Here is an 18,957-nt window from a genome sequence, read left to right as displayed (position 1 = left end):
TTATTAGTCTTAACAGTCAAACTCTTATTAGTGGTAGTACAGACTCCACAATAAAGCTGCGGAATCTCCAAACCGGAGAATTACTCAATGCTCTGCTTAGGCATTCAGCAACAGAGATAGTATTATCAAACTTTGGAACCTCCATACCGAGAAATACTACAAAATATTTCTGGGTGTAGTCCTGTTGCTAAGACGCTGCTAAGTGGCGATAATTGCAGGAACATTAAGATTTGGAGTCAAATACAAAGCTTTGATAAATTTACTCTTGACACCGTATTATCTGGGGAACGGTGGGAAATATTAGGTGTAGATCAGAGTTATAATGTCAACTTTGTTAAACTTGCGTATCGTCGATTAGCAAGACAATATCATTTTGATATCAACAGTTCTGCATCGCAAAACCTTTAATGCAAGCAATTAATCAAGCTTTTGATACTTTCAGGTCTAAAGATGCTGAGATTATTTAATCAACGAGCCAAGCTACTCCGTGTCTTTACACCTCTCTGTGAGACTTGATTACTATTCTTAGGCTTACTTTTATAAACACCCCATGTCATCTGCCAGTGGGGTAAAAAATTTAACCCTTCAGAAGTATTGACATTTGAAATTTTTCAAGAATTCATCTTGCATATTCTGAAAAAAAGTTATAAATTATTATCTTATAGGGGAATAATCTGACCTCTTAGTGTCAAAAACTAATCCTGCTCAAGTAAATATACTGCAACCAGTTTTAACTTCACACAAACCATAAGCAGCGCTGAAGATATATTTTTGTTTGGTAAACCAAAGCTTCTGGACATGAAACAGAACAATAAATAATCTAAAAATATATCTTGTGTGACTGTTTGAAGAATTATATTACTACTCTGGGTGAATAAAAACAACTATAATTCACCAATGCAGTAATCGATTATAGGGCAATTAACTAATAATAATGCTGTAAAAATTTCAGCAGATTTATTTCTTGTTAGTTGATTAACTTTCTCCAATTATGCTATTCAAAGAATCGTTTTTGTTATGCTGAGAATAGCAAAAATAAGGAATGAAGACGCATCTACCACAAATTCACAACCCGAATGGAGTTATTCTGGCGATGCACTTAAACGAATTGGAAACTACTGAAAATTTAAAAGAAGTAGAAGAAGCGTGGCTAACACTAGAAAAATCAATTCTCTATTATCAAGGCCGCCCCGTTGGTACTGTAGCCGCTTATGATGCATCTGTAGAGGCTCTCAATTATGACCAGTGCTTTGTTCGGGATTTTGTCTCTTCAGCTCTAATTTTTCTGATCAAAGGTAGAACAGATATTGTTCGCAATTTCTTAGAAGAAACCTTAAAGTTACAGCCTAAAGAAAAGGCATTAGATGCCTATAAGCCTGGACGAGGATTAATACCAGCTAGCTTCAAAGTTGTATCAGACAATGGGCAAGAATATTTAGAGGCTGATTTTGGTGAACATGCGATCGCGAGAGTTACACCTGTTGATTCTTGCCTATGGTGGATTATTTTGTTACGTGCCTATGTAGTAGCCACTAAAGATTTTTCTCTAGCTTATCAACCTGAATTCCAAAATGGCATCAGGTTAATTATGGAAATCTGCTTGGCGAATCGCTTTGATATGTACCCAACGCTATTGGTTCCAGATGGTGCTTGTATGATTGACCGTCGTATGGGCATTTATGGGCATCCTTTAGAATTGCAAGTTCTTTTTTACACGGCATTGCGTGCATCTCGTGAACTGCTAATTTGTCAAGGGAATTCCGATATTGTTGCAGCCATTGATAACAGGTTGCCTCTTTTATGCGCTCATATTCGCCAGCATTATTGGATAGATATTAATCGCCTGAATGAAATTTATCGCTTCAAAAGTGAAGAATATGGTAAAGGTGCTGTGAATCTGTTCAACATATATGTAGATTCTGTTCCCTATTATGAATTAGATAAGTGGTTGCCAAAAAAAGGTGGTTATCTAGCGGGTAATGTCGGGCCGTCGCAGCTAGATACTCGCTTCTTTTCACTCGGAAACTTAATGGCGATTATTTCAGACTTAGCCACCGAAGAACAATCACAAGCAATTATGACTCTCATTGAGGAACGATGGGATGATTTGGTGGGAGATATGCCGATGAAAATTTGTTTCCCAGCTTTAGAACATGAAGAATACAGAATTGTAACTGGATGTGACCCCAAAAATATCCCTTGGTCGTATCATAATGCTGGTAGTTGGCCAGTTTTAATGTGGATGTTGGCAGCTGCGGCTGTGAAAACTAACAAAATAAGTCTTGCACAAAAGGCTATTCAAACTGCCCAAGGACGGCTCAGTACAGATCAATGGCCAGAATATTACGACGGTAAGAAAGGGCGACTGATTGGGAAACAAGCTAGGAAATATCAAACTTGGACAATTACTGGATTCTTATTGGCAAAAGAACTGATGGCAAACCCCACTTATTTGCCACTAATCAGCTTTGGTAAATTACCAGCAGAACAGGTTTCTAGAGCATGTGAGTTTGAAATCGCTAGTGTAGACCCGTATATGCCTAGATAGGGAAGTTAGGAGAGACGCGATTAATAGCGTCTGTACAGGAGTTGGGAGTTAGAATACAAAAGCCTCCTGACTCCTGATTCATGTTTCCATGACAAACCCCCGTCAACTAGCTTTTATCGCCCTGCGAGATGTTCATAAGGGGGCTTATGCTGATGTTGCCCTAGATAGAGTACTGCAAAAAGTTAATTTGCCCGATCACGATCGCCGCTTGGTGACAGAATTGGTTTATGGGAGCGTCAGAAGGCAGCGCACTCTTGATACTCTCATAGATCAATTCGCCAAAAAGAAATCTCACCAACAACCACAAGACCTCCGCACCATCTTACACTTGGGTTTCTACCAGCTGCGCTATCAAGAGCGTATTCCCGCCTCTGCTGCTGTTAATACCACTGTCCAACTCGCTAAAGAAAACGGTTTTTCTGGACTTACGGGTTTTGTTAACGGTCTATTACGCCAGTATCTTAGAAAAGCAGGGGAGCAAGGGGGCAGAGGGGCAGAGGAGCAGAGGAGCAGGGGAGCAGAGGAGAAAGATTCTTTGTTACTTCCCCAGTCCCCAATTCCCAGTCCCCAGTCCCCAGTTCCCCATTTTGATCCGTTACAACTTCCAGAAAAACCAGTGGAACGCTTGGGTATTTTACACAGTTTTCCTGACTGGATTATTCAAATCTGGTTAGAACAACTGGGTTTGACCGAGACAGAACAACTGTGTGAATGGATGAACCAATCACCAACAATTGATTTACGTATCAACCCACTTTGCACTTCAATCGAAGAAGTTGAGGCGGCTTTGCAATCTGTTGGTCTTTTGGTGAGACGGATTCCTGATTTACCCCAAGCTTTAAGATTCATGGGTAATACTGGATCAATTCAAAAACTACCTGGTTTTAAAGAAGGTTGGTGGACTGTACAAGATGCTAGCGCCCAATTGGTAAGTCATTTGCTCGACCCCCAACCAGGTGAGGTGGTAATTGATGCCTGTGCTGCACCAGGGGGTAAAACAACCCACATTGCTGAGTTAATGGCAGATAGTGGGAAAATTTGGGCTTGCGATCGCACTGCTTCTCGTCTTCGCAAACTTCAAGAAAATTCTCAACGCCTAAATTTACAATCTATCCAAATTTACACTGGCGACAGCCGCCATTCCAAGCAATTTCAAAACACCGCAGACCGCGTATTACTTGATGCTCCATGTTCTGGGTTAGGAACCATGCACCGTCATGCTGATGCTCGTTGGCGACAGACACCAGAATCTGTCCTGGAACTTTCGGTGCTGCAAAAAGAATTGTTAACACATACATCAACTTTTGTCAAAGCTGGTGGTGTACTAGTTTATGCCACCTGTACATTGCATCCAGCAGAAAACGAAGAAGTGATTTCGGCATTTTTAGCTGAGTCTCCTCATTGGCAAATTGAGCCTCCAAGGGGCATTGAGTTGGCTGCTTCTGCATATAGCACCCCTCAAGGTTGGTTTAAAGTCTGGCCCCACCAACAGGACATGGATGGCTTTTTTATGGTTCGCTTAAGAAAAACCAATAATTCCGAGTGAATACTGTTTAGGATTGTACGATTTGATGGTGGCCTGAATCTACCAGAGGAGGCAGCAATGGTTACACCTTCCAATGTCAAAAACTTAGTTAAAATCCTGATTGGAGCAGCCTGGATTGATGGCAGAATCCAGCCAGAAGAACGGCAATATCTCCGCGAAATAGCTCAAGCAAAAGGTTTGGCTAACGATCCAGAAATTAAGCCTTGGCTATACGAATTAGTTCCTGTACAGCCAAAAGAATGCTATGACTGGGTGCGGGAGTATTTAGGCGATCGCCCCAGCCTTGAAGATTGTGAAAATCTGATTGAAGCCATCAGTGGCTTAATTTATAGCGATGGCGAAGTCGCCGTCGAAGAAGCTAGACTCTTGACAGAATTGCAAGATATAGCGAAGCCAAATGATTCAACTCAACCGATTCAGACAAAACTTCTCAAACAAATTCAAAAGCTGTACCGTCGTTGGGTTGACGTACAAACCTAATCATAGTCAAAAGTTCATAGTCTAATGACTAATGACTAATGACTAATGACTAAATTATGACTTCGGTTTCCCCACACCCGGAGTTTCTTCTTTATCAACTTTAGGCACAAAATCAGGACGCTCTTTGCTTTCCCAACCTGCGGGGCGTTTCGAGTTGTACCAAGCTATTGAACCAATGCTTACAGCAGCAATAAAACCAACGACATACACCAAGGTGAAAGCAAAGGGAAAATGACCACCACCTGTTGCAACTGAATCTGCTGCCTGCATCAATATATGCATGAGTATATTCTCCAATGTTAAGTGACACTACTTGACACACTATAGAATGAGCGTATCACTTAACATCCTCCCCTAGTTTAGTTTGAGCAACTTCATATTGCATAAAAAAGGCAGAGGGGCAGGGGGCAGAGGAGAAAGATTCCTTGTTATTTCCCCAATTCCCAATTTCCAATTCCCAATTTTCAATTCCCAATGCCCAATGCCCAATTACCAATTCCCACTCTTCATTAATTAGAAGGTCTAAGTCTTTCGCGCCAGGATGGTTGTGGCGATGAAGAACCAGAACTATTATTGTCGGGAGAGGAAGATCGGCGAGTTCTGGGAGGCGGGGGAGAATCAGATTCTACTCTTCTAGAGCGCCGCCGGGGAGTAGATGATTCTGAAGAAGAGTTACTAGAATTTGATTCTTCGCTGCGATCGCGCCTTCTCCGTCTTGGGGTATAGTTTGACTGCTGTTCTTCTTGAGAATAGCTCCTTCTCCTACGTCTCCTTGATGAACCACTCTCCTCAGAATTTCTAGCACTTTCTCCTTCTGAGTCATCATTAGATGAAATAGAACGATTCAGCACTTGTTTGGGCTTGATGGACTGGGCTTTGATAGTACCTTTGCGACCTTCTAACTTTGGCCGTTTGGGAAACTTTTCGACAGGCATCCCCTCTGCCGCTTTCTCCATAAATTCGTGCCAGGTGTAAGCGGCGCTGCCACTGCTGCCATAAGTGGGGCGGTTATCATCATTACCTAGCCATACCCCTGTCACCATTTGGGGGATGTAGCCAATAAACCACAAATCGCGAGCTTCATCGGAAGTACCTGTCTTGCCAGCAACTGGTCTCTCACCTAATTGGGCAGCAGCACCAGTCCCCTCTTCTACGACGTTACGTAGCATCCAAGTCATGATGGCGGCACTGTCAGCGTCAAGGGCGCGTTTAGATTTGAAATTAGCTGACCAGATTACCTTACCTTGGCGGTTGAGGATGCGGGTAATACCATGAGGTTCTGTGTGCAATCCCTGAGTTGCAAAACTGCCATAAGCGCTGGTCAACTCCAGTAGATTTACTTCATTTGAGCCGAGAGCCAAGGAGTAGGTGGGCTTGAGTTCAGATTTTATCCCCATATCATGGGCAAGTTTAATCGTCGGCGTAAATCCGACATCAATCAACACCTTCACCGCAATAATATTAATAGAGCGGGTGAGGGCATCTCGGATATTCATTGAACCCCGAAATCTTTCACTATAGTTTTTCGGTTCGTAGCCATCTACTACAAAGGGTGCATCCTCGTAGCTATCATAGGGGCTTTTACCGCTAGCGATCGCAGTGGCATATACAAACCCTTTAAATGTCGATCCTGGCTGTCGTTGTGCCTGGGTAACTCGATTAAACTGGTTTTTACCAAAGTCTTTTCCCCCAACCATTGCCTTAATTTCACCGCTTCGGGGGTCAATGGCAACCATTGCTGCTTGTTTAAAGTTCTCCCAGCGTCCTTGATTTCGCAGTGTTTTGGCAACCGCCTCTTCTGCAACTTTCTGCCAAGCCGGATTCAGCGTGGTTTCAACTACTAATCCCTCACTTGCCAGCACCTTAGCAGAAACGTACTTCGGCAATTCTTTTTGGATATAGCTGGTAAAGTAGGGTGATTCTACTTGTACTCGCTTGGGTAAACTGTTTTTAAGGGTTAGTGGCTCTTGGAGTGCTGCTTGCCTTTGCTCTGGTGTAATCACTCCATCCTCTTGCATCCGTTGCAATACCAGATTTCTTCGCCGGATTGCCGCTTCGGGATTCTTATCTGGGGCATATAAGCTAGGAGCAGGGGCTAATCCTGCGATCGTTGCCATTTCTGCAAGGGTAAGCTGGTCTGGCGATTTACTAAAGTATACCCAGGCGGCATCTGCCACACCATAAGCTCCACCTCCCAAATAAACCAGATTCAGGTAACGCTCTAGAATCTGATCTTTGGTTAATTCATGCTCCATTTTTTGTGCTAGGCGGACTTCCTTGAGTTTGCGCCAGATTGTCTGTTCTTGTTTCAAAAAGAGAATCCGCGTTAACTGTTGGGTGATGGTGCTACCACCTTCTACCACACCTTGCGATCGCAAATTATTCAAACCCGCCCTGACAATCCCTTGCGGGTCAAATCCATTGTGTTGCCTAAATCTTCTATCTTCTGAGGCGATGAAAGCTTTTTTTAAATTATCTGGTATTTGTTCTAGCTTGAGCTGTTCTCTGGTAGCCTCACCTTGTTGTTGTAATATAGTTCCATCAGCAGCTTTGATGGTCAGTGTTTGCTCTCTCAGCACGGCGTTTAACTCGGCCTGATCTGGCAAAGTGCGGTCTATTAGACTGATGCCATAGATCAAGGCAACTATCCCACCACCTACACCCAAGCCTGCCCAAAACCATAATCGACGATAGAGTGGTTTACCGCCAGTTGCTTGATTGGTCTTCATCCTAGATGGTAAAATTTTCATTTGCTCAGTAACTGCCTCGCCTGCGCCATATATGCTGGTGGTAAGCTCTCATTTGTTCCTCCTTGTTCAGAGTCACTCAAATTAGTCGGTTTTCGCTTGAACCAGGAGGTAAGCTTCCCCACGTCAGTTCCTCGCTCAAAGTAGTAAATATCTAACCATCATCAATCAGCTTTGGGGTTATAGCACCACCGTTGTGTTAGTATAATATCCTATAAATAATTAACTAAATTCACCATAAAATAAATGTTTTTTAGATTTGGTTAATTTAGTTTTGTAAAAATGTTGTAATTCTGCTAATTATTCGGAATATCAGGCTGTTAGCATTTTCTGGAACAGTGCAGCGGAATATCCGCAAAGATAGCCCAAAAAGAGCTTAGTTTCAGGAGATTAAGATGTCTGGGTTGGATTACGCCTACACTAAGCCCAGAAGAAGCGCCGTTGCCCTTGGTAGTAATATCGGCGATTCCCAAACAATTTTAGAAGCAGCTACCAAAACTTTAGCCCAAACGCCAGGTATTCTCTTAGAAGCTAAATCCAGGTGGTATCAAACAAAAGCTGTAGGGCCACCACAGCCAGATTATCTAAATGGCTGCGTGACATTGCAGGTAGAGATGCTACCCCAGCAGTTATTAGAAATTTTGTTAGGAATTGAGCAACAATTTGGGCGTGTGCGTCAAGAACGGTGGGGGCCACGAACTCTAGATTTAGATTTGTTATTATTTGATGACTTTATTGTAGATACACCAAATCTACAGATTCCCCACCCACGAATGCGGGATCGGGCCTTTGTGTTAGTACCACTGGCAGAAATTGCCCCCGATTGGATAGAACCAGTATCCGGGTGTGTTATTAAAGAACTGCTGAAAGAGGTAGACTGTTCTGATGTACATTTATCGATGGGCAATTAAAATTACCATCTTTAAAACACAGAAAAGGCTGATATCACCTCTGTACTTAACAGATAATCAGATTTTACTATGCCATTAGGTAGAGAATTACCACAACTGCTAAAACAACGCCTGTTTTATAAAGGACGCAAGTTTGATTTTGAAGTCAATCGCTTGCGTTTGCCTAATAAAGCCGAGGGAGAATGGGAATGTATTCGTCACCCTGGTGGTGCTTTAGCAGTGCCTGTGACACCAGAGGGCAAACTTGTGCTGGTGCGCCAGTATCGTTTTGCGATTCAGGGACGGATATTAGAATTTCCGGCAGGAACTGTGGAAGCAAATGAAGAACCTTTAGAGACAATACAGCGCGAAATCGAAGAAGAAACAGGCTATAGTGCCCAAAAATGGGATAAATTAGGCGAATTTTTCCTAGCGCCTGGTTATTCTGATGAAATTATCTATGCTTTTCTGGCGCGAGATTTGGAAAAGCTAGAGACACCACCAGCACAAGATGGAGACGAGGATATCGAAACTGTGTTTTTGACTCCCGAAGAATTAGAGAAAGCTATTCTGGAAGGAGAGGCGGTAGATGCTAAATCAATTTCTAGCTTTTTTCTGGCGCGTCCGTTTTTAGTTTAATACCCTTATGCTGCTAGAGTTAGCGATGCCTTCGGCGGGCTACGCCTACGCAGATGCCTACGGTGCAGGCTTTGAATATGCTGATGAGATGATCGTTAACAACGATTTGAGTCGATACGTCGAACATCCCCGTTTTCGACTCATTTCTGGCAGCTATACCGATGACACCCAGATGAGCATTGCCATTGCAGAAGTGATTGTTGCTCAAGCACCGTGGACACCAGAAGTTTTAGCCGATAGCTTTGTTAGAGCTTTTAAACGCGATGAGAGAGAAGGTTATTCTCGAAACTTCTACCATTTTCTGGTAGAAATTCAGAATGGAGAAGAATTTTTAACCAAAATTAACCCTGACAGTGACAAAAGCGGGGGTGCAATGCGTGCAGCACCCATTGGCATCTATCCCACACCAGAAAAAGTTATTGAGGCGGCAACAATTCAAGCGGCAATTACCCACAATACAACCGATGGAATCAATGCTGCTGTTGCCGCTGCTTTGATGTCACATTATTTTATCTACCGACTGGGAGCAAAACGCAAATTAGGAGAGTTTCTCCAAGGTTATGTATCTGGGGAATGGGCTAAACCTTGGGAAGGTAAAGTCAAGTCTAAAGGTTGGATGAGTGTCAGAGCCGCGATTACTGCCGTGATGCGAAATGACAGGATGAGCGAACTTTTACAAGATTGTATCGCTTTTACAGGAGATGTGGATACAGTAGCTGCGATCGCCCTGGCTGCTGGTTCTTGTAGCGAAGAAATTACACAAGACATTCCCGCTCATCTTGTCACAGGCTTAGAGAATGGAACTTACGGTAGAGATTACCTCATCGACTTGGATAAGCAGCTGATGAGTTTGGCAAAAAATATCAGCTAAATGTAATACTCGGTTGCAAGCATTGCATCTCCATCCATTTCTGGTAAAGATGCTGTCGCGTATAGCCTTCAAAAACTGTCATTGCTGTTTGCGTTGCTTCCTGTCAAATTTCTTCAATGATTATATTCTCCATCCTTGGGGAAGCACTTGGGCAAGTTTCCTAATTTTTAAGATTGTGAGGCAAACTTACCTTTTCAAATACTACGGTTTTTCGATATCATTACAGTGATTTAGGTAAAAATAAAGCTACATTAGCCTTCACTATCTCCAAATTTGGGTAGTAAAGTACACATTGGTTGCTTACCTATATACCTGTATGTTGAAAAGATTAACCTATCATTGAGGAATTTACTACTTATTTTTCACACGTCTAGAGTGATATGAAAATTGACTAAGAGCCAAAGTTATAAGAGCATAACGGCAAGAAGCTTACAACTCCTAAATATGTGTCTCTGTGCCAGACGCATACATGTTTCACACAGATGATAAAAAATAAAACTTTTAACAGTGCAGGTAAACTGACTGCTCTTTTGTTCCTGATAACTCTCTTTCTTACGCCTTGTGTAATTGTAAATGCAGGAGAACGTGGTGTATTGATGAAATTTGGCGAAGTGCAAAACCAGATATTAGGAGAAGGACTTCACTTAATTATTCCTGTAGTCAATACTGTGAAAAAGTTGAGTATTCGAGTCCAAAAACAGGAAATTTCGACTGAAGCTTCTTCCAAGGATTTACAAAATGTTTTCGCCGATGTTGCTCTCAATTGGCATATTATCCCCCAGGAAGCAAATGTGATTTTTCAAGAAATTGGAGATGAACAAGCTGTAGTCATACGGATTATTAACCCTGCCGTTGAAGAAGTATTAAAAGCAATAATAGCAAAGTATACTGCTGAAGAAATTATTACTAAGCGAGGAGAAGTCAAAGGTGCAGTAGATGATGCGTTGTCTACACGGCTGGGTAACTATCACGTTGCAGTGGATGATATTTCTCTAGTTCATGTCCATTTTTCTGAACGATTTGGTGAGGCGGTGGAGGCGAAGCAAATTGCGGAACAAGAAGCAAAACGAGCAGAGTTTATTGCACTCAGAGCAACAAAAGAAGCTGAAGCAAAAGTTAATTTAGCTAAAGGAGAGGCTGAAGCACATAGATTATTACGTGATGGTTTAACTCCAGAAATACTACAAAGGCAAGCAATAGAAAAATGGAATGGTAAGCTACCATTAATCGTAAGTAAGGAGGCTCCAAAACTATTGAATTTAAGTGAATTTTTAAAATTTGATTAAAATTGAATCTTATTTTGTAATTATTTGCTCTCTACGAAAGGAGCAGATACCCGACTTCTTGAAGAAGCCGGGTATCTTTTTTTCTATAGAAACGCAATCGACTAAATTAACCGTTGGCAAATAAAATGGGAGAATCGAGAATCTTCAACTGGATTAATAGTATAATCAAGATGGTATAAGCGGTTGAAGATATTAGACCCGTGAATAATTCTTTTTTGAGGTTATGCTCTTGAGGTTCTTTTTGAAAAATGTCCTTAGAACCAAATTGCATCAAGAGAATTCCCACAATATTAGAGAGCCAATATCCTATAATTGAACAAGGTAGAAGTAATTTTGGGGAAAGTAAACTACATATATACCCAAAACCATAAGCTATCGGCAGATTGAATAGTAGGTCATTCCACCAACATAGTGGTGACAATAAATATCCTAGTACCAGAAAAAATCCACCTCTGAGTTTTTTGAAAATGTCTTTTTTGAACTCTTCTGGAGTCGATTGTTGCAAATCCTCTAGGGCTTTGTCTCCTGTTACATTTAACTCTTGACTGACATTTTGGACGCTTTCCATAAAAACCCACTATTCCTATCGGCTTAGTGTATTATAGTATGTAAACTAAACCCAAGTCTAGTACAGGAGTGAGAACAATTTGGCTTTCTGAGGCTGAAAGTTTTACAGATAAATAGTTTCAGCAGAATAGTAAAAACTAAAATTTCCGTTTAACTCAGATGTAAATTAATTTTTATTGTTGCACATATAGCAGTCCTAAATAATGAATGAGAATTTGAGATAATTGTAAAACCCTTGTCATCTCCCCCATATTTTGGGGGACGACGTTAGCCAGAGGGTGAATTCTCTTACAAATCATTTAGGATTGTTATAGTAAGGACGCAAATTTAGACTAATAATAGCTACAATAAAAATATTGAGGTATCTTAATAGTGGTATGACAGATATAACTCCAAACAGCACATTTTTAATAGCAGGAATTGTTTTTGTAACGATTGCTGTCATCGGGCAGTCTAAATTAGGTTTTATTGAAATTAATCCCGGTTGTTTTGGTAGACTTTTAGCTCTTTTTATCGGTATTTCAAGCCTATTATATGCTTTGGGATTACTCAATTTTTCAGGCGAAACCCTTGACTTATTAAGAACTTCTTTAACACAACAAATTAAACAGAGTTTAAGTTCAATTAATGAGCTTTTACAAGGATCTTAATAGGTCGGTAAAATTTATTGAGGATGTATCTTAAATACCTTTTAGTGAAAAGTTTGTCTGGAAAAGGTTTAGTTATAATATTAGGCAGTCATTAATCTACTCTAGCTCTTAAAAAGGGGGAAAGCGGAATCACATTCTCCCTTTTTAATGGGTATTTAAGAGGATACAAAAGTCTTTAAACAAACATAATATCACTCCTAATTTATCAACTTTTCTTCTTCAGGCAATAAGGTAGTTTCATCCTTGGGGAGTTCGCTATCTGCGGGTTTGACTTTAGTTATATACGGTTTGATAATTATACTGACACCAATTGTCCAACCTAATGTAACCATCCAACCTGCGAGAATATCACTGGGAAAATGTACCCCCAGATAGAGACGACACCAGGCAATAGCTATTATGTATAAGCTGCCGAAGGTGAGAACCAACCAGCGCCAAGAGCTAGCCCAAGTTAAGGATAGCAAAATTGCTACCAAAGTTATACTTGTCATAGCATGACCACTGGGAAATGCAAAACTAGACTCAGGTGCAATGGACTGCCACAATTGTGGACGCACTCGATGCATTAATTCCTTAGCTGTGCGGTTAATAATGACACTTCCCAGTGAGACGGTGAGCAAATAAGCTAGCGATCGCCAGCGTTTTTTTAGTAGTAATATTAGTGCGATCGCACCCAGAATCGGTATCGCCGTCCAAGGCAATCCAATGATAGCCAGCGTCACTGCTAAAATATCAAGCTGTGGGTTGGCTGTAGAATGAACTGCTAACAGAATAGGCACATCCCACGGGAAGCCTGCTTGATTTTCCCATATCTTCACTGTCAGAATTTCAAAGACCTGCAAAGGTAAATAAACTCCGATCAACAGGAGTAAGAGCGATCGCCAACGAGCAATCAACAGATTTTTGAGAAAAGAAAGCGGTGACTGACTCTCGTTATTGGCTTTTTCCATAATCTAAGTTAAAAATACCGATTAACTACTTCACTGATTACAAATTACTGGTGGAATTTTGAGAAGTTCCACAATGCTTACAGTAGGACAGATGTTTATAAGTAAGATTATGACAGTTTTGGCATTCAATGTACTGATAATAGCCACAGTGCGGACAGTAAGTATCAATCTGTCGAATTTTCTTAGCGCAATTGACACAGCGTGATTTTTGAACTCTACTAGCTGCCTGGACTTTAGTATTAAAGACAACTTTTTGGAAAAACTGAATAATTCCGAAACCAATAATTGGAATCAGCAAAATATAAGCATAATTTATTAGGAAAAGCAACCCACCAAAAAAGGTGCTAATAATATTAAAGAAAAATTGAAATATTGCACCTATTTGCAGAAATTCAAATATTTTGACAATTAGTGGAATAAAAAATATAACTAGCAAATGCCAGCTAATTAACGATACGAGTCCATATCCTCTTCTCTGAGCAAATTTGTGAACTGATAAGGCAATGATAATTAGAGGTAGTAGAAAGAGCGACTGAAAAGCAAGCTGGATACTTGGATACCAAAATGATGCCTGCTGATAACCTTTGTCAACTTCACGAAATTGATTGTCATCTTTAAGAAAGGCGATAAAACTAATGCTTTCTGGTTTGGCAAGCAATTCATTTTTAATAGTAGAAATTTCTTGTCTAAGAAGAGAAATTTGGCGATTATTTTGTTCTAATGTCTGTTTAGCTTTTTCAGCGCTAACTTGATTAATTGATTGTTGACGACTCTGGCCTGCAATTTTTTCTAAGAGCGTTGAGTCATATTGGGCTTCAATAGTGCTATTGGCTTGTGCAAGGGAACTGATTTTCGCTTGTTTCTGATCAATAGTTCTGATGATTTGCTGCTTTTCAGGATTGTTAAGTTTATCCTTGTAGCTGGCATATTGCAAACACGTTTGAGAAACCTTACCCAGATGTCCTGCTTCAGCCTGTTGATAGTTTTTCTGAAAACTAAGTTGATTATTCTGGTAATCTGGCAATGAAAGTCTCACAATTTCATAGTCTTTATCTTTATTGGTTTTTGCCCGGTAATTTTGCCACTCTGAATAACATGGATAAGCCTCGGTCGGGCTGATATGCCATCTGCTAATATCATCTAGTCCCGTAAAAACATTCATTAAGATAAAAATATCAATTAAAATAATCACAATCAAACTCACTTTATTCAGTGGTTCGTTGTTGATTGTTCTTGATTTACTAAAAAATTGACTCAAAATTTGGCGGATTCTGGCAAACATATTAGTTGTGAATAAATGGAAATTCAATTCGAGTCAATTCTATATGAGAAGTAGTAATTAACTGGACAAAAATACATCTATTCGTTTGAAGATTTGTTAATTAATGATTTTCATGAAAATATCCAAAATATCACTGAGGCTGTTTAGATAAATATTTTACAAAATATAAGATGGTCAATACTTAATCTTAATAAGTATGGGATTGATTGTGGTACTTCTGATCGTCGGCTTATCACTTGCCTTAATCAAACTGTGGTCATCTCAATCACGGAGCAAGGTTTCTAAGCCATACTTCAGTGACCCGAAAAACAGAAAACTGCAAAAACGTTTACTTGTTTTACTTAACGGTGATGCGACAACAGCCGAACGGCTACTCAAACAGCAGCGCCAGAGGCACCAAGGTCAATCGGATAAATGGTATTTGGAGAAAGTAATTTATGACTTGGAACGCGATCGCCGTTACTAAACCTCAAAACAGAAGAGCAATCTCTGAATCCCTTGTAGGGACGCACATCTGTACGCCCCTAGTGAAAACTATTTAGCAGCGAAGTAGGCTTCTAATGCCTCAGAACCACCAATTAATTTACCATCGATAAAGACTTGGGGAACTGTTGTCGCCCCTGTAACAGCTCGTAACGAGCGTGTGGTGACATCCTTACCCAAAGTAATTTCTTCGTAGTTAATGCCATGTTCCTTGAGCATCGCTTTCGCACGGGCACAGAAGGGACAACCCACTTTCGCAAACAGAGAAACTACTTCGGGCTTCACTGCTTGGGGGTTGATGTATCTAAGCATTGTTTCAGCATCAGATACCTTAAAGGGATCTCCTGGCTCGTCTGGCTCAATAAACATTTGGTTAATGACACCATCTCTTACCAGCATCGAGTAGCGCCATGATCGCTTACCAAAACCCAAGTCTGATTTATCTACCAGCATTCCCATGCCTTCAGTAAATTCACCATTACCATCGGGAATTAGTGTAATATTTTCTGCTTCTTGATCCTTTGCCCATTCGTTCATGACGAAGGCATCATTAACAGAAATACAGATAATTTCATCGACACCATTTTCTTTGAAAATCCCAGCCAACTCGTTGTAACCAGGAAGATGAGTGGATGAACAAGTCGGAGTATAAGCACCTGGTAAGGAGAAGACAACCACTGTCTTATCAGCAAACAATTGCTCGGTTGTTACATCCACCCACTGGTTATCCTTACGAGTATGAAAAGTTACATTAGGAACTCTTTGTCCTCGGCGATTCGTTACCATGTTCTTGCTTCCTCAAGTAATCAATTCCAGTCATAACCTAGCATGGGAGAACTAGTATAATGTAACTATCAATCAGCTAAGAGACTTCGTTAATGAATGGTGCGATCGCTGCTACAAATTCAGCAGTGGATTCATAAGGCAAAACATTACGCCCATTTATTTTTATACCTCTACTTTGAGGAAAACAGGCGAGGTAGTTAGCCAAGCGATCGTCTGGCGTTTCTTTTCTATTATTTTGGCTAATACTCGATGCAGTTTCCCCAACAACCGCTAATGTTGGTTGTTGAATCGAGGCCATAAAATTAGTATAATCCTGTCGCCAAAACCCGGCTAAAAAAGAAAACACTGCATGACGACTAGCAGGATTTTCTGCACCTGCAACTAATGTATTTAACCACTCTGCATCTACAGCACTCTCAGAAGCAAATAGTTGACGAGTTGAGAAAGAACGTAAAAATTGAGGAGTGCGTGCATAGCGATAAAAAGGAATCCCAAAAGGAGAATCTAACACATTCCAAAGAAATTTTTGTTGCCATTCTGGTGGTTTATTTGTCATCAAAGCCCACGTTGGAGGGCCAGCAAGTACAAGCTTGGAAATTAAGTTCGATTCCTTTTGGACTAATGCGACCGCAACTGGTAATAATGCCCCTTGTACAACTACAATGACAGGTTGCCGTACTACTGTTTGTAAAAAGTACTGCAACTGTTCTGCCCAATCACTAGGAGTATAAGCCAGATGAGGCATATCACTCTCACCACATCCTAGTAAATCAGGGTTGTAAATGGTATTACGCTGACCTGAATTATACCATTCATGACAAAATCGCTGCCAAAATTGTCGCGACAATCCAACACCAATAGGATGAATCAACAGTAAGGGAATACCCTCAGATGTTGTGTTAGTTGGTTGATGAACTTCATAGGCGCAACGATAATTCTGCCAAGTGTAAAACTGGCTAGGAGATGCTGTCAAATTAGTTGTATTAGTCACAGCAGAGGGTTGCATAATTCCTAGTTATAATACTTGCTAAAAAATCATCTGTGGATGAATTAACTGGTATCCAGCCTCTTTCAGCTTTTCATTCGATACCCAAGCATTATATGGGCGAGTACTCTTAATAGAAGTATCCCATATAACTTTGGGTAAATTATGTTTTTCAAATAGACTATCTAGCAAGTCTCGGCTGGTAAGATGTGCATCATCTACTAGATTATAAATCCCTTGCAAACGACGATGACGGGCAAATTCTATTGCAGCAACAATATCATCCAGGTGAATCCAATTTGTGATATCCTCGCCGCCGGGACGGTTTGTACCCGAATATCTACTAAATATTTTCAAAAGTTCTCTACCGGGGCCATATATTCCTCCTAAGCGGAAGATACAAACGCGGAGATTTTCGCTAGATGCTGATAATAATATGTCCTCTGTTTTGCGGAGAATTTGGGCATTTAAATTAGCGGGTGCAAGTGGTGTTTCCTCATCTACCCATACACCGTTTCTGTCACCATATACTGCATAACTACCTGTATATATTAATTGTTTCACACTCGGAATTTGCTGCAAGCATGAAACTAAATTTTGGGCAGTTTTTAGATAAGTTTCTTCATAAAAATCTGCACCTTTTGCACCAACGCTCAAAAGTACAACATCTTGATTGTGCAAAACTGATTTTAGACTATCTAGGTCATTTCCGCAGGTAACGACAACTCTTTGGGATACTGATTGTAGTGTAGAGACACGATCAGAGGAAGTTGTGGTTGCGGTGACAAAAAAATTCATTGTTTGCTGCCAATATTCAGCAACTTGATAACCAACATAACCACAACCAATAATTGCGACATTCATGACAAATTAAACACAAATAAATTAAACTACTAGTTGAGACACTATTCTCAAATTAAGGAACTGGGCGTAAATAAATTTAACCGTCCAGAGCTAACAGTCAATAGTACAAAAATTTTGACTTAGTGACTAATGACTATTTTGCTAGTTCTTTTTCAATTATGGCAATTATTTCTGGTGAATTGGGTTGCACACTACTATTAAATCTAGCTATCACTTCACCTTGTTTATTAACTAAAAATTTTTCAAAGTTCCAAGCAATAGTTCCTGTTGGCTCAACGGCTTTGGTAAGTCGCTCATAAAGTGGATGCTGCTGTGAGCCTTTTGCATGGACTTTATCGAATAGTTCAAAGGTAACACCATATTTACTTGTGCAGAATTGCACAATTTCTTCATTGCTTCCTGGTTCCTGCGCTCCAAAATCGTTGCAGGGGAACCCCAAAATCTTTAATCCTGCTTCGCCATACTTCTGGTTCAACTTTTCTAACCCGTCGTATTGAGAAGTATAACCACAGTAGGAAGCCACATTCACAATTAAGACCACCTTCCCGGTATAGTCGTTTAATTGTTTATCCTCACCGTTGATGGTCTTGACTGCGATATCCGAAATTGTGTTACTCATCTTAAATCTGATTTATAGGGAATATTGCCAAGTCTCCCATATTACAGGTACTCTAAACCCAGTTTGTTGAAGGAAATTAGATTTGTTAATCTTGTTTAGCACTACAATTTTGTTTAACTCACGTGAAATAGGGAGTAGTGTACTTCAATTACTTGAAAAGGGCTATCTGTAGCGATCGCCTATAAGTTTATACTTATAACCAGATTTACTTCTCCTGTAAATAGCTCGACTAATCCGCTATCTCAGAAATATGCGTTATTTTTAATACATTTTTTATTGCAGAGATTAATTATCAATACAACCAGTAATCGCTTTAAAGGAGAATTACTGAATTTTCAACGTAGATACCAAGAAAGTAACGAATAATTAACTTTTAGTATAAAAAATTAACGAAATTAAGTATTTCCCGATATCGAGATCGGAAAATACTTAATCATAAAGGATATAGTTGCTTTATTTGTTGCATCAGAAGCTATTTTGCACAGTTTAACTAGAAAATGTATTTTATGATACAGTTTTTTGGTTACAGTCAATAGAAAATCATTCAAATTTATCCATTTAGGAATAAATTCACTGAAGGTAAAACAATAAGTAGTCTCATAATTTTTGTGAAAGGATGTTTATATATTTTCTAATCAGAGTTTTTTGTCCATCCCGAAGCCGATCGCATTGGGATCGATGCTTATAAACACGCCGAATCAGTATGAACTGATGTTTATGCGCTCGAATAAAAAAATAATACTAAGACTTCGGAAATAGGAGCT

Annotated in this window: 17 protein-coding genes and 1 pseudogene; 9 read left to right on the top strand and 9 right to left on the bottom strand. The window is 40.2% G+C overall.

Annotated elements, in window-relative coordinates:
• The first annotated feature begins 1,093 nt into the window (after positions 1 to 1,093).
• From IQ274_RS00940 to IQ274_RS00930, 3 genes are all read left to right on the top strand, one after another.
• The gene (locus tag IQ274_RS00940; protein WP_163928886.1) at positions 1,094 to 2,548 is read left to right on the top strand and encodes a glycoside hydrolase 100 family protein; all 1,455 of its coding nucleotides are present in this window, start codon (positions 1,094 to 1,096) and stop codon (positions 2,546 to 2,548) included.
• 88 nt (positions 2,549 to 2,636) lie between these two features.
• Positions 2,637 to 4,094, top strand: a complete 1,458-nt coding sequence (locus IQ274_RS00935; RefSeq protein ID WP_193867078.1) for a 16S rRNA (cytosine(967)-C(5))-methyltransferase — start codon at positions 2,637 to 2,639, stop codon at positions 4,092 to 4,094.
• 57 nt (positions 4,095 to 4,151) lie between these two features.
• The gene (locus IQ274_RS00930; RefSeq protein ID WP_012410962.1) at positions 4,152 to 4,574 is read left to right on the top strand and encodes a TerB family tellurite resistance protein; all 423 of its coding nucleotides are present in this window, start codon (positions 4,152 to 4,154) and stop codon (positions 4,572 to 4,574) included.
• 54 nt (positions 4,575 to 4,628) lie between these two features.
• Here the strand turns inward: IQ274_RS00930 and psb35 are convergent, their stop codons facing one another.
• Positions 4,629 to 4,856 carry a photosystem II assembly protein Psb35 gene (psb35, locus tag IQ274_RS00925; protein ID WP_114085228.1) on the bottom strand — a complete coding sequence of 76 codons (228 nt, stop codon included), beginning with the start codon at positions 4,854 to 4,856 and terminating at the stop codon, positions 4,629 to 4,631.
• A 227-nt stretch (positions 4,857 to 5,083) separates the two neighbouring features.
• A pseudogene (locus IQ274_RS00920) lies at positions 5,084 to 7,446 on the bottom strand (transglycosylase domain-containing protein).
• Between the two features lie 270 nt (positions 7,447 to 7,716).
• Between IQ274_RS00920 and folK the strand changes: the two are divergent.
• The 4 genes from folK (at position 7,717) to IQ274_RS00900 (ending at position 11,007) form a co-directional block, all read left to right on the top strand.
• Positions 7,717 to 8,232, top strand: a complete 516-nt coding sequence (folK, locus tag IQ274_RS00915) for a 2-amino-4-hydroxy-6-hydroxymethyldihydropteridine diphosphokinase (RefSeq protein ID WP_193867077.1) — start codon at positions 7,717 to 7,719, stop codon at positions 8,230 to 8,232.
• A gap of 69 nt (positions 8,233 to 8,301) precedes the next feature.
• Entirely contained in the window at positions 8,302 to 8,850 is a 549-nt protein-coding gene (locus tag IQ274_RS00910) for an NUDIX hydrolase (RefSeq protein WP_163929743.1), read from the top strand.
• A 7-nt stretch (positions 8,851 to 8,857) separates the two neighbouring features.
• Positions 8,858 to 9,721 carry an ADP-ribosylglycohydrolase family protein gene (locus tag IQ274_RS00905; protein WP_193867076.1) on the top strand — a complete coding sequence of 288 codons (864 nt, stop codon included), beginning with the start codon at positions 8,858 to 8,860 and terminating at the stop codon, positions 9,719 to 9,721.
• A gap of 482 nt (positions 9,722 to 10,203) precedes the next feature.
• On the top strand, positions 10,204 to 11,007 hold the full coding sequence (locus tag IQ274_RS00900; protein ID WP_193867075.1) for a prohibitin family protein: 804 nt from the start codon (positions 10,204 to 10,206) through the stop codon (positions 11,005 to 11,007).
• Between the two features lie 106 nt (positions 11,008 to 11,113).
• Here the strand turns inward: IQ274_RS00900 and IQ274_RS00895 are convergent, their stop codons facing one another.
• Positions 11,114 to 11,575 carry a hypothetical protein gene (locus IQ274_RS00895; protein WP_163929746.1) on the bottom strand — a complete coding sequence of 154 codons (462 nt, stop codon included), beginning with the start codon at positions 11,573 to 11,575 and terminating at the stop codon, positions 11,114 to 11,116.
• A gap of 376 nt (positions 11,576 to 11,951) precedes the next feature.
• On the opposite strand from IQ274_RS00895, the gene IQ274_RS00890 reads away from it, so the two are divergent.
• Complete coding sequence (locus IQ274_RS00890; protein ID WP_228057963.1) at positions 11,952 to 12,224, top strand: hypothetical protein; 273 nt, start codon at positions 11,952 to 11,954, stop codon at positions 12,222 to 12,224.
• Between the two features lie 197 nt (positions 12,225 to 12,421).
• Here the strand turns inward: IQ274_RS00890 and IQ274_RS00885 are convergent, their stop codons facing one another.
• On the bottom strand, positions 12,422 to 13,174 hold the full coding sequence (locus IQ274_RS00885) for a phosphatase PAP2 family protein (protein ID WP_193867074.1): 753 nt from the start codon (positions 13,172 to 13,174) through the stop codon (positions 12,422 to 12,424).
• Between the two features lie 37 nt (positions 13,175 to 13,211).
• A complete protein-coding gene (locus tag IQ274_RS00880; RefSeq protein WP_163929749.1) occupies positions 13,212 to 14,456 on the bottom strand; it encodes a hypothetical protein in 1,245 nt (414 codons plus the stop codon).
• 208 nt (positions 14,457 to 14,664) lie between these two features.
• Between IQ274_RS00880 and IQ274_RS00875 the strand changes: the two genes are divergently transcribed.
• Complete coding sequence (locus IQ274_RS00875) at positions 14,665 to 14,922, top strand: hypothetical protein (protein ID WP_322745163.1); 258 nt, start codon at positions 14,665 to 14,667, stop codon at positions 14,920 to 14,922.
• 68 nt (positions 14,923 to 14,990) lie between these two features.
• Here IQ274_RS00875 and IQ274_RS00870 read toward each other — a convergent pair whose 3' ends face one another.
• From IQ274_RS00870 to IQ274_RS00855, 4 genes are all read right to left on the bottom strand, one after another.
• A complete protein-coding gene (locus IQ274_RS00870; protein WP_193867073.1) occupies positions 14,991 to 15,725 on the bottom strand; it encodes a redoxin family protein in 735 nt (244 codons plus the stop codon).
• Positions 15,726 to 15,801: 76 nt separating this feature from the next.
• Entirely contained in the window at positions 15,802 to 16,731 is a 930-nt protein-coding gene (locus IQ274_RS00865; protein WP_193867072.1) for an alpha/beta fold hydrolase, read from the bottom strand.
• Between the two features lie 21 nt (positions 16,732 to 16,752).
• Positions 16,753 to 17,574 (bottom strand): SDR family oxidoreductase, encoded by an 822-nt coding sequence (locus tag IQ274_RS00860; RefSeq protein ID WP_163929752.1) that lies wholly within the window; start codon positions 17,572 to 17,574, stop codon positions 16,753 to 16,755.
• Positions 17,575 to 17,707: 133 nt separating this feature from the next.
• Positions 17,708 to 18,193 carry a glutathione peroxidase gene (locus tag IQ274_RS00855; RefSeq protein ID WP_163929753.1) on the bottom strand — a complete coding sequence of 162 codons (486 nt, stop codon included), beginning with the start codon at positions 18,191 to 18,193 and terminating at the stop codon, positions 17,708 to 17,710.
• Positions 18,194 to 18,957: the final 764 nt, after the last annotated feature.

The sequence above is a fragment of the Nostoc sp. LEGE 12447 genome, assembly GCF_015206985.1.
Classification (GTDB): Bacteria; Cyanobacteriota; Cyanobacteriia; order Cyanobacteriales; family Nostocaceae; genus Nostoc.
The sequence above is the reverse complement of the archived record's forward strand: the minus strand, read 5'-3'. Positions and strand labels throughout refer to the sequence as shown.

Excerpts from the sequence above, each read along its gene's own strand:
- IQ274_RS00940 (WP_163928886.1), top strand. The coding sequence starts at position 1,094 with ATGCACTTAAACGAATTGGAAACTACTGAAAATTTAAAAGAAGTAGAA.
- IQ274_RS00935 (WP_193867078.1), top strand. The coding sequence starts at position 2,637 with ATGACAAACCCCCGTCAACTAGCTTTTATCGCCCTGCGAGATGTTCAT.
- IQ274_RS00930 (WP_012410962.1), top strand. The coding sequence starts at position 4,152 with ATGGTTACACCTTCCAATGTCAAAAACTTAGTTAAAATCCTGATTGGA.
- psb35 (WP_114085228.1), bottom strand. The coding sequence starts at position 4,856 with ATGCATATATTGATGCAGGCAGCAGATTCAGTTGCAACAGGTGGTGGT.
- folK (WP_193867077.1), top strand. The coding sequence starts at position 7,717 with ATGTCTGGGTTGGATTACGCCTACACTAAGCCCAGAAGAAGCGCCGTT.
- IQ274_RS00910 (WP_163929743.1), top strand. The coding sequence starts at position 8,302 with ATGCCATTAGGTAGAGAATTACCACAACTGCTAAAACAACGCCTGTTT.
- IQ274_RS00905 (WP_193867076.1), top strand. The coding sequence starts at position 8,858 with ATGCTGCTAGAGTTAGCGATGCCTTCGGCGGGCTACGCCTACGCAGAT.
- IQ274_RS00900 (WP_193867075.1), top strand. The coding sequence starts at position 10,204 with ATGATAAAAAATAAAACTTTTAACAGTGCAGGTAAACTGACTGCTCTT.
- IQ274_RS00895 (WP_163929746.1), bottom strand. The coding sequence starts at position 11,575 with ATGGAAAGCGTCCAAAATGTCAGTCAAGAGTTAAATGTAACAGGAGAC.
- IQ274_RS00890 (WP_228057963.1), top strand. The coding sequence starts at position 11,952 with ATGACAGATATAACTCCAAACAGCACATTTTTAATAGCAGGAATTGTT.
- IQ274_RS00885 (WP_193867074.1), bottom strand. The coding sequence starts at position 13,174 with ATGGAAAAAGCCAATAACGAGAGTCAGTCACCGCTTTCTTTTCTCAAA.
- IQ274_RS00880 (WP_163929749.1), bottom strand. The coding sequence starts at position 14,456 with ATGTTTGCCAGAATCCGCCAAATTTTGAGTCAATTTTTTAGTAAATCA.
- IQ274_RS00870 (WP_193867073.1), bottom strand. The coding sequence starts at position 15,725 with ATGGTAACGAATCGCCGAGGACAAAGAGTTCCTAATGTAACTTTTCAT.
- IQ274_RS00865 (WP_193867072.1), bottom strand. The coding sequence starts at position 16,731 with ATGCAACCCTCTGCTGTGACTAATACAACTAATTTGACAGCATCTCCT.
- IQ274_RS00860 (WP_163929752.1), bottom strand. The coding sequence starts at position 17,574 with ATGAATGTCGCAATTATTGGTTGTGGTTATGTTGGTTATCAAGTTGCT.
- IQ274_RS00855 (WP_163929753.1), bottom strand. The coding sequence starts at position 18,193 with ATGAGTAACACAATTTCGGATATCGCAGTCAAGACCATCAACGGTGAG.